The organism is Lysobacter enzymogenes (assembly GCF_900106525.1).
In the GTDB taxonomy this organism is placed as follows: Bacteria; Pseudomonadota; Gammaproteobacteria; order Xanthomonadales; family Xanthomonadaceae; genus Lysobacter; species Lysobacter enzymogenes.
The window spans coordinates 682,969-696,230 of record NZ_FNOG01000003.1 but is presented as its reverse complement, the minus strand read 5'-3'; the positions used below and the strand labels follow the sequence as shown (position 1 = coordinate 696,230).

General features: G+C 70.5%; 7 protein-coding genes and 1 tRNA gene. 4 read left to right on the top strand and 4 right to left on the bottom strand.

What is annotated here, in order from left to right:
- Positions 1–89: 89 nt before the first annotated feature.
- Positions 90–4,556 (top strand): Ig-like domain-containing domain, encoded by a 4,467-nt coding sequence (locus BLU84_RS10835; protein ID WP_139174914.1) that lies wholly within the window; start codon positions 90–92, stop codon positions 4,554–4,556.
- Between the two features lie 138 nt (positions 4,557–4,694).
- Positions 4,695–5,183: a hypothetical protein gene (locus BLU84_RS10830; RefSeq protein ID WP_074866349.1), complete on the top strand. Its 489-nt coding sequence runs from the start codon at positions 4,695–4,697 to the stop codon at positions 5,181–5,183.
- A 63-nt stretch (positions 5,184–5,246) separates the two neighbouring features.
- Here the strand turns inward: BLU84_RS10830 and BLU84_RS10825 are convergent.
- Both BLU84_RS10825 and BLU84_RS10820 read right to left on the bottom strand, forming a co-directional pair.
- Positions 5,247–5,322: transfer RNA gene (locus BLU84_RS10825), tRNA-Thr, on the bottom strand.
- Positions 5,323–5,549: 227 nt separating this feature from the next.
- On the bottom strand, positions 5,550–6,554 hold the full coding sequence (locus BLU84_RS10820; RefSeq protein ID WP_211664522.1) for a glycoside hydrolase family 16 protein: 1,005 nt from the start codon (positions 6,552–6,554) through the stop codon (positions 5,550–5,552).
- 390 nt (positions 6,555–6,944) lie between these two features.
- Here BLU84_RS10820 and BLU84_RS10815 point away from each other — a divergent pair, with 390 nt between their 5' ends.
- Together BLU84_RS10815 and BLU84_RS10810 are read left to right on the top strand one after the other, a co-directional pair.
- Entirely contained in the window at positions 6,945–8,549 is a 1,605-nt protein-coding gene (locus tag BLU84_RS10815; protein ID WP_074866346.1) for a hypothetical protein, read from the top strand.
- Positions 8,550–9,150: 601 nt separating this feature from the next.
- Positions 9,151–11,601: an autotransporter outer membrane beta-barrel domain-containing protein gene (locus BLU84_RS10810; RefSeq protein WP_083382489.1), complete on the top strand. Its 2,451-nt coding sequence runs from the start codon at positions 9,151–9,153 to the stop codon at positions 11,599–11,601.
- Positions 11,602–11,755: 154 nt separating this feature from the next.
- On the opposite strand, the gene ispH is transcribed toward BLU84_RS10810, so the two are convergent.
- Both ispH and lspA read right to left on the bottom strand, forming a co-directional pair.
- Positions 11,756–12,706 (bottom strand): 4-hydroxy-3-methylbut-2-enyl diphosphate reductase, encoded by a 951-nt coding sequence (gene ispH, locus BLU84_RS10805; protein WP_074866340.1) that lies wholly within the window; start codon positions 12,704–12,706, stop codon positions 11,756–11,758.
- 15 nt (positions 12,707–12,721) lie between these two features.
- Positions 12,722–13,243, bottom strand: a complete 522-nt coding sequence (gene lspA / locus BLU84_RS10800; protein ID WP_074866337.1) for a signal peptidase II — start codon at positions 13,241–13,243, stop codon at positions 12,722–12,724.
- Between the last annotated feature and the right edge of the window lie 19 nt (positions 13,244–13,262).

Here is a 13,262-nt window from a genome sequence, read left to right as displayed (position 1 = left end):
CGCAACGAGCGCGCCGTCGCCACCAGGCGACGGCGCATCGGCTCGCGCGCGGCACCGCTTCAACGGCATTTTCTAAGGAAGGAAACGACATGCCATCGTCATCGCAACCCTCATCCGGTCCGTGGACCTGGTGCGGCGCCCTCGCGGCGCTGGGCCTGGGCGTAACCGTGGCCGCGCTGCACGCCGGCGACGCCGACGCGGCGTTGCAGGCGCTGCCGCCCGAACTGGCGCGCACGCTCGCGCTGCATCCGCGCGAAGCGCGCACCCAATTGCCCGACGGCAGCTGGCTGGTGCTCGAACGCGACGGCCGCGCGCTCAAGCGCGTGCAAGACCGCACCGACGGCCGCACTCTGCGGCGCTGGCCGCTGCCCTCGCCGCGCCGCTACGCCAGCCTGAGCCTGCTGCCGAGCGGGCGCGCGCTGCTGTGGGGCGGCGTGGATGCGGACAATCGCCTGCAAGCCGGCGGGCTGTGGTTCGATCCGGCCGCCTACACGCTGACGCCCGCGTTCGAGGTGCCGCTGTCCGCGCGCGCCGGCCATGCCGCCAGCGTGCTCAGCGACGGACGCCTGCTGCTCACCGGCGGCTGGACCGCAGCCGCCGATGCCGGCGCGCGCGCCGAAGTCTGGGATGAGCGCGGCGGCCGCGCGGCGCCCGCGGCACCGGCACCGATGCGCCTGGCGCACCGCGCCCGGGTCGAAGCCGACGGCCGCGTGCGCCTGTTCGAAGGCGTCGACGCGCACGGCCGCGCGCTGACGCAGGACCAGCTCTACGACCCGGCGCGCGGCGCCGCCAGCGCCGCCGCGGGCGAAGCGGCGACGGGCGCGAGCGCACCGCGATTGAGCGACTCCTCGCCGCGCCACGGACAATCCGGCGTCGCCACCGACGCGCGCTTGTCGCTGCGCTTCAGCGAACCGCTGCGCGCAGGCGAGCTCAACGCCGCCAGCGTCACCCTGCTTGGTCCCGACGGCTACGCCGCGGTGCAGGTGACGCCGGCCGAAGCCGGGCGCCTGCTGTTCGTGACGCCGCGCCAGCGCTTGCAAACCAACGCCGATTACTCGCTGCTGGTCGACGGCGCGCATGCGCGCAGCGGCCGACCGCTGGCGCCGACCCTGATCGACTTCGCCACCGGCGCGGCGCGCGCCGATACGGCGCCGGCGCTGCCACCGGCGCCGGCAACGGCCGGCGCGAACAACGCGCAGCGCGAGCAAGACGGCGCGCAGCCGAAGCCGGCGCGCGTCGCGGCCGCGGTGCGCGCATCGCAGCCGGCATCGTCCGTCGCCACGCGCGCGATGGCGCCGGCCAAGCCCAAAAACGCCAGCGCACGCGCGGCGCTGGTCGCGGCCGATGTCGTCGTCGACGGCGCCTCGCTGTCGGTGCAAACCGACAGCGCCGACGAGGCGATCGAATTCGGCTTCGACATCGCCCAAGCCGGCGACTACGGACTGGGCCTATCCGGCCTGACCACGCCCGGCTCCGCGGCGCCGGCGACGCTGACCGTGCAAGGCAGCGGCGGCAGCGTCGCGAGCCTGTCCTGCGCGGCCGCCGACGACGGCTGCGGCGCCAACCTGCCGGCGCTCGCCGCCGGCCGCTACACCGCGCGCGTGCAGCCGCCGTCCGGCGCGACGCTGCGCTTCGCCGCGACCCTGAGCCGCGACCTGTCCACCAACCTGAGCTCGGGCTACGGCATCCCCATCACCCTCGACCGCCGTGGGCGCAACGCGACGGCAACCATCAGCATCGCCGTCCCCAGACATCTGCAATTGAGCGCGCAAACCACGCAACCGGCCGGGCGCGAGGTGCGCTACGCGCTGTACTCACCCAGCGGCAGCATCGCGCAAAGCTTCGCCTTCGCCGACGCGCATGGAGTGGTCGACCTAGTCATGTTGGAGCGCGGAACCTACCGCCTGCGCATCGATCCTGACCACGGCGCGACCTACACCGCCACGCTCGCGGCCGGATACGGCGCCGCCAACATCCTGGTCGCCGACGGCGCAGTGCGCGACTTCGTCTCCGAACCGGGCCTGCCGCTGCGCATGCAGTTCGCGCTAGAAACCGGGCGTCCGCTCGGCCTGGGCATCGGCAACCTCAGCATCGCCGGCAGCGCCCAGCCGGCCAGCTTGCAGGTGTTCAAGCCCAACGGCAGCTCGGCACTGCCGTCGAAACCGTGTCTGCCGGCCAACGGCGGCTGCGATCAATCGCTGGCGGTGTACGCCAGTTACCTGCCGCCCGGCATCTACACCGCCGTGCTCACGCCGCCGGCCGGCGCCACCGCCCGCTTCAGCGCCGCGCTGAGCAGCGAACGCACGGCCGATATCGCCGTCGGCGGCAGCGCCACCCTGAGCCTGGACCGCTACGGCCGCAACGGCCGCTTCGCGTTCGATCTCGCCGCCAACGAAGTGCTGCAGCTCAATGTGTCGCCGGACACGACCCCGGCGCAGCGCCCGATCGGCTACAGCCTGGTCGGCCCGGACGGCACGACCTACTTAGTCAAGCCGCCCGCCGCCGGCGCGCAGACGCTGGTGGCCGCCGCGACCAAGGCCGGGCGCTACGCCTGGTACGTGGATCCGCAACAAGGCGAACTCGCGACCGTGCAGGCCACCCTGACCCAGGCCAGCGGTTCCACCGCGATCGGCGCCGAACCGGTGGCGCTGTCCACCCAGGCCTCCGGCGCGCGCGCGAGTTTCAGCTTCGCCAATCCGCGCCGCAGCGATCTCGGCATCGGCATCGCCGAGCTGCAACTGACCGGCAGCGCGTCGTACGCCGACGCCACCGTGCGCAACTCGCGCAACGCCGTCGTCGCCAGCGAGCAATGCCACGCCGACGCCGCGCGCGGCGGCTGCGATATCGACCTGCGCGATCTCGCTGCCGATGTGTACACGGTCGAGATCGTCCCGCACGACGGCCAGGGCACGCTGAGCCTGCGCGCGGCGGTCAGCGAGGATCTGGTGCTGCCGCTGTCGCGTTCGCAGCCGCTGGAGCTGCAGATCGCGCGGATCGGCCAGAACGCCACGCTGGAGTACGACGCCGCCGCCGGCGAGAACCTCAACGTCGCCGTCAGCGGCCAGATCACCGCGCCGATCGGCCGCTTCGTTCGCTACGCCCTGCAGGTTCCGGCCGGCTACGAGATCGCCAGGAATTCGATCGGCCCCAACGGCAGCGGCGGCATCAGCCGGGAAAGCGTCGCCGCCGGCCGCCACCGCGTGCGCATCGATCCCGAGTACGGCGCGACCATGTCCGCGCGCGTGGCGATGATCGACGACTTCGCCGACGAGTTGGTCGTCGACGGACCGCCGCGCGAGATCGCCACGCAGTTGCTCGACCAGACCGTGCGGCTGTCGTTCCAGGTCGAACCCGGCGCGCGCCTGGGCCTGGGCATGGACCGGCTCGTCGGCCTGCAATCGTTCCCGCTCGACTTGACCCTGTCCGCCGCCGACGGCAGCGTGGTGCGCCGCGAGCTGTGCCGCGAGATGGACAAGAGCTGCGCGTTCAACCTCGACGGACTGGCCGGCGGCCGCTACACGCTCAAGATCGATCCGCCCAGCGAGCAAGGGCCTTACAGTTTCCGCGCGACGCTGAGCTCCGACCTGGAACTGCCGCTGACGCTGGGCCAGACGCTGGCGCTGCAGCAGGACCGCTGGGGCCGCAACGTACGCCTGCGCTTCAACGCGGGACCCGGCGACGATCTGTATCTCGCCGTCGCCGACGTGCAGCGGCTGGCGCCGCCGCCGCCGGGGCCGATGTTCCGCTACATCGAGTACACGCTGCGCGGGCCCGATGGCGAGACGATCCGCGACTATAGCCACTCCGACGGCGTGTCGATGCGCATTGCCGATCTGACCCAGAGCGGCGAATACACCCTGTCCATCGATCCGCCGCTCGGCGACGCCTTGGGCGCGCAGATCTGGCTCGGCCGCAACCAGCCGCTCGACGGCATCGAGATCGACGGCGATGCGGTGGTGTTCGCCTCGCCGCAGCCGGGCGCGCCGATGCGCGTGAGCTTCCAGGCTCCGGCCGGCGCCAAGCTGCGTTTCGGCATCGCCCCGGACGGCCCGGCGCCGGAAGGCGGCTTCGCCGTCGACGGCGGTTCGTGCTACATCAGCGACAGCGAGCAAGGCTGCGCCCACTCGGTGCAAACGCAGCAGGCCGGCCGCTACGAAATCAGCGTGAGCCAGAAGTCGGTGATCCGGCCGATGCAGTTCCGCGTGCGCGCGACCCTGAGCACCACCTACCAGGCCGCCTTGCAACTGGGCACGCCGCAAACCTTGAACCTGCGCAGCGGCCAGAACGTGTTGCTGAGTTTCCAAGGCACCTACCGGCAACGTCTGCGCCTGACGGTATCGGGACAAGCCACCCTGCCGGCGGGCTATCAGGCGTACTACGGCGTGCGCCGCCCGGGCGAACGCCTGTCCGACTTCGACGCCTTCAGCACCGCGCCGAACGGCACCTGGGAACTGCCGCCGCTACCGGCCACCGGCGAGTACCTCCTGGAGACCGCCGCGATCGGTTGGCCCGGCTTGCAGACCACGGTGCTGCTGGAGCCGATGCCGACGCCGTGAGCGTCCCGCCCGCGCGCCGCACTGCGGCGCGCGGGCGATTGCCGAATCGCGCGCCTGCGGGTGGCGTGCGGCCGCGGTGCTGCGATACTGCGCGGACGCCGCGTGCTCCCGCACGCGCCGCATCGGGAGTCCACGCTCATGGAAGAAGCCGTCGCCGCGCGTTCTTGCGGATCTCATCGCCGCCGTCTGGGCCGGCCGCTGGCCGCGTTGCTCGCGCTGTCGCTCGCCGCCGCGCCCGGCGCCTTCGCCAGCGGCCACCTGCCCGGCTTCCCGATCCCGCCGCGCAGCTTCCCCGACTACGCCGCGTGCAAAGCCTTCCTCGAACAAACCGCGCGCGACGACCGCGCCCGGGCCGAAGCGCAGCCGCGCGAGACCGAGCCCGGCGTCACCCGGCAGATGCTGGTGATCAGCGACGGCGTAACCGAATCCGGCCGCGAGCAGGCCGCGTACCGGGCGCAGATCGGCGCGCAATTCCGCCGCCGCGACGAAACGCGCTCGGCGATCGTCACCACCTTTTCCTACGACGAGAACAGCTACCGCTGCCAAGGCGGCGAGCTGAGCGGCGAATCCGGCGCGCGCGGCTATTACCAACCCGGCTACGAACCGATCCCGACGCCCTCGCCCTGAGAACCTCCCACACGCAAAACAAGAACGCCCGGCGCAGGCCGGGCGTTCTCGTATCGATATCTCTGGTGCCGGAAACAGGAGTCGAACCTGCGACCTACGCATTACGAATGCGCCGCTCTACCAACTGAGCTATTCCGGCGAGGACGGCAATTCTAGGCGGCCGGGGCCTGAGCGGTCAATTCTGGGGCCTGCGCCGGCGGCACCCGATCGCGCCGGGCGTCGTGGCGGTATTCGCCGCCGCGCCCGGCGTTGGGCCTGCCGCGGCGCGCTACGGGTGCGCCACGGGCGCGGGCCGCGCCGGGCCGGCAGCGCACGCCGCAGCCAGGCTCGGGCACGCCTGAATCGCAGCGCGCGCCCCGGCGCCGATCAAAGCCCGCACGGCGACGCCAGCGGCGGGTTCTGTTCTTTCACGGTATCGACATGCGCCAGCTTCTTGCCGCGCAGCGCCGCCACCTGCGCTTCCACGTCGGCGGTGGCCAGGGCCGTGCCCTCCTGGAAGAACACCCAGTCGATGTCTTCCTGGTACTCGCGCAGCTCCGGCGAATCCACCGGGCCCAGCGATCCGTCCGCGCCCTTGGGCATGAACCACAGGTTGAAGTTGATCGACATGAAGTCTTCCGGGTACACGGCGCTGCTGTGCACCGAGAACGGCTTGCCGTCGACGTAGTAGCTCACCTTCTTGTCGGCGACGGTCAGCACCAGCGTGTGCCAGCCGGCGTAGCTGCCTTCCGTGCGCGAGAACTCGTTGACCTTGGTCCACGGCTCCAGCTGGAAGGTGTCCCAGGTGGTGGTCCACATCGCCGGCTTGGCGTTTTCGCCCCAGCCGCCGTTGGGCAGGTATTCGAAGTCGGTCTCGCTGTAGTTCTTGTCCATCGGCGCCTTGAGCGGGCTGATGGCGTAGAAGGTCTGGATGACTTCGTCGCCGTCCGGGCCGTAGCTGGGCTGGTCGCGGAAGAAGATGCGCGCGGCGTAGGTGCCTTCGCGGTATTTGCGCGCGTGGCAGAACTGGGTCTGGCGGGTCTTGTCGGCCTTGCCGTTGGTGACCGAGCTCATCCGCACCGCGCCGCCCTGGGTGTCGGCGATGTCGGCGTGGAAGGACACGCCCTCGGCCGACCAGGCCGCGCCCTTGATGCCGGGATGGCCGGTTTCGGTCCGCACCTTCCAGCCGTTGGCCTGGAACGCGGCCAGGTCGGGGTAGCTGAAATCGTCGAAGAACACCGGCGCCTGCGCCGCGGCCGGCGCGGCCGCCTCGGCGGGCGCGGCCGCCGCGGTCTTGTCGCTGGCGGTTTCGGTTTCGGTTTTCGCCGCGCAGCCGGCGGCGGCCGCCGCGGCTGCGAGAACGCTGACTAGAAAAATACGCTGCCGTCCCATGGTGCCGTCCTTTGTTCGTGGCCAATCGTGCGCGACTGAAGCAACGGGCCAATCTCGCGCAAAATTGACAACGTTGTCAAACGGCTCGGACCCAACCGTGGCAGGCCCTGCCCGCCTGCCGCCCGCATCGGATCCGGCGCTCGCCTGTCCTGCCCCGGGCCACAGCGCTTAAGCGGTCACGCCACGTCGCGCCCATGCCCGCGCAGGGGCGCTTCGGCGGGCACGCCGGTTCCGCGACCGCCTTGCCGCTTCGGCACATTGCCCCACCCGAATGTGCAGTTTTGCGGCCGGATCCGGTTGCGCGCGCCGGGGCGATGGCCGAGTCTCGCCGCGCGGTCGGGGATGCAGGGGGCCGCCGACCGCTGCCCATCTCTCGCAGCAGGAGCCCCCATGATCCGTTCGTCCCTAATCCCGCGCACGCTGCCGTTCGCCATCGCCTGCGGTCTGTCGCTCGCCGCGCTCGCGCCGTCGGCGCTGGCCAAGCTGCCCGACGGCGCGCTCGACCCGGCCTTCGGCCGCCGCGGCCTGGTCGTCACCGATTTCCCGGTCAACGACGATTTCGTCCGCGCCGTGGCCATCCAGGCCGACGGCAAGATCCTCACCATCGGCGAAGGCGGCGGCGAGGATCCGCTGCACCGCGATTACCTGCATTGCCGGCTGCTGCGCTTCGGCGCCGACGGCAAGCTCGATGCCGGCTTCGGCAACGGCGGCGAAGTGCGGATCAAGCTGCGCTCCGACGCCAAGCCGGCTGCCTGCCGCGCGCTGGCGGTGCAGGCCGACGGCCGCATCCTGGTCGCCGGCGGCAACAAGGGCGATGCCCTGCTGCTGCGTTTCCTCGCCGACGGCAAGCCCGACCGCCGCTTCTCGCGCGACGGCGTGCAGACGCTCGATGTCGGCGGCCTGGACGAGTTCTACGGCCTGGCGCAGCAAGCCGACGGCCGCATCGTCGCCGCGGGCAAGCGCTTCGACGCCGATACCGGCCAGGACGCGGTGGTGTTGGCGCGCTACCGCAGCGACGGCAGCCTGGATCCGGGCTTCGGCCGCAAGGGCGTGGTGGTGACGCCGCATCCCGAACAGGCGCTGGGCGCCGGCGCCCAGCATGTGCTGCTGCAGAGCGACGGCAAGATCGTCGTCGCCGGCGGCGGCGGGCGCTGGAACCTGATCGCGCGTTATCTCGCCGACGGCCGCCCCGATCCTGGCTTCGGCAACAACGGCAGCACCGTCGACCGCATCACCGGCCTCAACGCCGGCGCGCAGGGGCTGGTGTTGCAGACCGACGGCAAGTTCCTGTCCAGCCATCCGATCGTGGCCGGCAGCGGCGTGCGCGGCACCTTGCTGCGTCACAACGCCGACGGCCGCCTCGATACCACTTACCACCGCCCCGACCTGGACATCTCCGGCCGCCTGGCGCCGCAGTCCGACGGCCGCGTGCTGGTGGTCGGCAACCTCGCCGGCGCCGCGCCCAAGCCCGGCCGCCTGCAGCGGGTCAACCCGGACGGTTCGGTCGATACCACCTTCGCGGTCGCGCCGATCGACTTCGGCGGCAACGACGACTACTTCATCGACCTCGCCGTGCCCGGCGGCGGCCGCATGGTGGTGGCCGCGTGGCTCAGCGAGGAAAACCGCATCGGCCTGGCGCGGGTCGCGGCGACCACCTATTGCCTGGCCGACCCGGTCAACCCGGGCCGTTGGATCGGTTTCAGCGAAAGCGGCTGGTTCGCGACCATCGACAGCGGCATCGGCGGCAGCGGCCAGGGCCTGCTGGCGAAGGGGCGGCTGCGCTCGGTGCAGCCGCAGGGCCAACCGGCCGGGCGCGCGCTCAGCGCCGGCGGGCCGGCGCCGGCGGCGTATCGCGTCGACGCCTTCGCCGTCACCGGCGACGTGCGCGGCTTCGGCTTCGCCAACGTCAGCAAGCTCGGCAGCGCGCCGGCGACGTACGGCCTGGTGGACGCGCGCATGAACGATCCGGCCTGCAAGATCTTGCCGGGGCGCTGAGCGTTTCGACCATCTAACGTGCAGCGGCCGGGTTTCGGGTCCGGCCGCCGCCACGCATCTCCGGTCGTGCGCGCTCCGACTCGCTGCGTCGCGCTGTACTCGCGCTCGGGCTGTGTGCGCTCCCGAAAGAGCGAACGCATGCCTGCGATCCGACAGCCCCGACGCCGCTGCGATCGCATCGATCCCCTCTGCTGTTTCGGCTTCGGTGGGAACCGCTGGTTCGCGACCGCCTGAGCACAATCGGATTCGCCGCGCAGCAGAGGTACGCGGCGCGTACCGGCCCGACCGTCCGGCATCGGGTAAAGAGGTGCGCTGGTGCGCATCGCTGCGCGCACTGTTGTCGGCTCGGTGGATGCGCGCGCTTCGGATACGCGCATCGACGATGGCGGCAGACGGATTTACGGTCTGTCGAGCGCGTCGCACCGTCTCAACCTACGCATCCGGCTTGCGCGATCATGGCTCGGCCGCACGAACCGTTGCCGCCTCCGCTACCATTGCCGGGGCGCATGGACGCCGCCGTCCTTAGCCTCCATAGAAGCGACCGGCGCCGCGTTCAACATCGCGCCGACACGATCACCAAGCATTACCAAGGATCAAAGGAATGGCAGTTATCCCCTCACCCCGCCCGACCCACCTGGCCCGCGCGATAGATCACGCACTCCACGCCGCCCTGCTGTTGAGCGCGGCGCTTGCGTTGCCGCAAGCCGCCTCGGCGCAGCAGTTGTCCTGGGATGGCGCAGATCCGGGCAAGTACGACAACGGCGTCGTCGATGGCGGCAACGGCGTATGGGACAGCTCGGGCCGTAACTGGACCGCAACCGGCGCGACCAACCAGGCCTGGCAGTCCGGCGCAGTGGCCGTGTTCAGCGGTCCGGCCACGGTCGACATCGTCGGCGAACAGGCCATCGGCGGGCTCAGGCTGCAATCGGCGACGACGCTGGGCTCGAACGGCGGCGGCAGCCTGCGCCTGACCTCGGCCGATCCGCTCGGCACCATCATCGACGTCGCCTCGGGCTCCGCGCGCATCGACGCTGCGATTTCCGGCGGCCGGCTGACGGTCGGCGGCAACGGAACGCTCATTCTGACCGGCAAGAACAGCTACGACGGCCTGTCGATCAGTTCAGGCTCGGTGGTCGGCAATGCCGATTCGATTCGCGGCAGAGTCGCTGGTCAACGGGTGGAGTTCGCGCAGGCGACCGACGCTGCGTTCGACGGCGCCGTCATCACCGCCTATGCGACCAAGAGCGGCGCCGGCACCTTGCGCCTGCTCTCGTCCTCATCGTCCTACTGGTCCGTCGACTCCGGCACCCTGATCGCCCGCGAACTGACCGGGCCGGCCCAAGTCGCCGCCAATGCGGTGCTTCGCTTCGAGGGCAGCGGCCATGCCTCGCAGATCTACGGCGCCGGCCAGGTGCAAGTCGCCGCGGGCAGCAGCGACGGGTTCGATTTGAGCCTGCTCGACTATATCCTCGGTCGAGGCGAGCGTTTCACCGGCACCGTCGTGGCCGAGTCCGGGAGGGTCCGTCTGTCGGCCAACACCGACGGTTCGGTGCTCATTCGTCCCGGCGCGCTGTTGTTCGGCAGCATCGGGCGCGCCGTCGACTTGGACAACTACGGTACCTTGGCGATCAACGACCCCAACCTACCGCCGTCGACGAGCGCGATTTTTCTGGTCGGCGACTACACCCATCGCAACGGCGCGACGCTGTCGGCCGCGCTGACGCCCACCAGCGTCGACCTGATCCAGACCCAGGGCCGCGCGATCCTGCTCGGCGGCACCGTGGACATCCGCAAAGTCCCGGGGCAGTACGCCAACAGCGCACGCTATACCCTGATCAACGCCGCCCAGGGGGTGACCGGCGAGTTCGCCGCGCTGACCCAGGACCTGCCGTTCCTCAACCTGCACCTGGCCTACGACAGCAACCACGTTTACCTCGACATTCTTCGCAGCCGCACCCGCTTTGCCGATGTCTGCACCGGCTTCAATCAGTGCCAGCTCGCCCGCAACATCGACGGCGCCAGCGATTCGGGTGCGCTCAGCGACGACATGAAGACCGTGGTCGACGAGATGACCACACTCAGCGCAGCTCAGGCCATGGCCGGCCTGGACACGATGACCGGCGAAGCTCACGCCAGCCTCGCCGGCGCCGCACTCGGCAATCTCGGCGGCGCGACCTCGGCAATCGCGCGCCACCTCAGCGGCCTGAACTCGCGCGAGGACGGTCGCAGCGGTGTGTGGCTGCAGGCGCGCGATGCCGACGCCCGATACGACGGCGATGGCAACGCACGCGGCTACGACCTCAGCGCGAGCGGCGCGACCTTCGGCGCAGACTCGTGGCTGGGCGAGCGCTGGCTGCTCGGCGGCAGCCTCGGCACCGGTCGCAACACGCTGGATTTCGAAGGTCCCGATCGCGCCAAATCGGAGATCAAGAGCGCGAGCCTGTACTCGGCGTTCCAGAACGAACGCGCTTACGTCCGCGGTGTCCTGGATTTCGCCCGCGCCAAGAACAAGGTCGATCGCGAGATTTCGGTCGGCTCGATCCGTCGCCAGACCCACGCCGAATACGACAGCGACCGTACCGCATTGTATGCGGAGGCCGGACTGAACTTCGCCGTGGGCGCCTCGACCCTACAGCCGCTGCTCAGCGCCGAGCATGTGCGCTTGAACAGCGACGGCTTCCGCGAGCGCGGCGCGCAGGACCTGGATCTGGTCGCGCGCGCGCAGCGCCTGGATCGCACCACCGTCGGCGCTGGCCTGCGCTGGAGCGGCCAATACGGCGAAGGCGCCTGGCGTTTCGCACCGGCCGCCGAACTGCGCTGGCTGCACGACAGCGGAGACACCACGGCTTTCGGCGAAATGGCGCTGGCGGGCACGCCCGATGCCTGGAGCCGGATCGACGGACTGTCGGCCTCGCCCGACCGCGGCCAGGCCCGCCTGGGTTTCAAGGCCAGCCGCGAAGGCGGACTGGAACTGGCAATCGGTTACGACTACCAGCATGCCGGCCGGGTCGAAGCGCATAGCGCCGACCTCAGCATCGGCTACCGCTGGTGAAAGCGCCCGCGCCGCGCTCGCAGCGAGCGCGGCGCGGGCGAATGCATGGCGCAGGCGACCAAGCAAGCCGAAGCGATCGTATCGACGACGATCATCCAGGCGGCAATGCGGACGGCGGAACATGGACGGTCGGGACATCCGACCGTCCCGCGGCTCAAACGATCAACTGCAACCGCAACTCCTTCGGCAAGGCGAACACCATGTTCTCCTCCTCGCCGTCGAGTTCGGCCACGTGCTGCGCGCCGAGTTCGCGCAGGCGCTCGATCACGCCGCGCACCAGCACTTCCGGGGCCGAGGCGCCGGCGGTGATGCCGATGCGGCTGCGGCCTTCGACCCAGCGCGGGTCGATCTCGACCGCGCCGTCGATCAGGTACGCGGCCACGCCTTCGCGCTCGGCCAACTCGCGCAGGCGGTTGGAGTTGGAGCTGTTCGGCGAGCCGACCACCAGCACCAGATCGCAGCGCGCGGCCAGTTCGCGCACCGAATCCTGGCGGTTCTGGGTGGCGTAGCAGATGTCGTCGTTCTTCGGCCCCTGCACCGCCGGGAACTTGGCGCGCAAGGCTTCGATCACGCTGCGGGTGTCGTCGACCGAGAGCGTGGTCTGGGTGGTGTAGGCCAGGTTCTGCGGCTGGTCGACCTGCAACGCGGCGACGTCGTCGGCGTCCTCGACCAGGTAGATGCGGCCCGAACCGGCTTCGCGCTTCCACTGCCCCATCGTGCCTTCGACTTCGGGGTGGCCTTCGTGGCCGATCAGCACCACGTCGCGCCCGGCGCGGCAGTGGCGCGAGACTTCCAGATGGACCTTGGTCACCAGCGGGCAGGTCGCGTCGAACACCTTGAGCCCGCGCCGCTCGGCTTCCGCGCGTACCGCCTTGGACACGCCGTGGGCGCTGAAGATCACGGTGGCGCCGTCGGGCACTTCGTCGAGTTCCTCGACGAACACCGCGCCGCGGTGCTTGAGGTCGTCGACGACGAAGCGGTTGTGCACGACTTCGTGGCGCACGTAGATCGGCGCGCCGAGGGTTTCGATCGCGCGCTTGACGATCTCGATGGCGCGGTCGACGCCGGCGCAGAAGCCGCGGGGATTGGCGAGCAGGACGTCCATGGGGCGATTGTACTCCTAGCCCTTGCCCGTACCGGGCTCGCGCCGTTCGGCCTCGGGCTTGCTGAACAGCCCGAACGCGGCGATGCCGATGGCGCCGGCGACGATGGCCGCGTCGGCGATGTTGAACGAGGGCCAGTAGAAGGTGCGCCAGTACCACTGGATGAAATCGACCACGTGGCCGTGCATGAGCCGGTCGATCACGTTGCCGATCGCGCCGCCGATCACCAGCGCGTACGGCAGCGCGGTCTTCCAGTCGCCGCGCGGCGTGCGCGCCAGCCAGCGCGCCAGCAGGCCGCTGATGCCGACCGCCAGGACCAGGAAGAAATACTTCTGCCAGCCGCCGGCGTCGCTGAGGAAGCTGAAGGCCGCGCCGGTGTTGTAGCTGCGGTACCAGTTCCAGAAGCCTTCGATCACCACCACCGGGGTGTACTCGGGCAGCGAGGCCAGCACCCAGTTCTTGCTCCACTGGTCGAGCGCGATCACCGCGATCGAGACGATCAGCCAGGGCAGCGCGTTTTTGGCGGGGGGGCTAGTCATTAGGTTCGCAATTGGGATT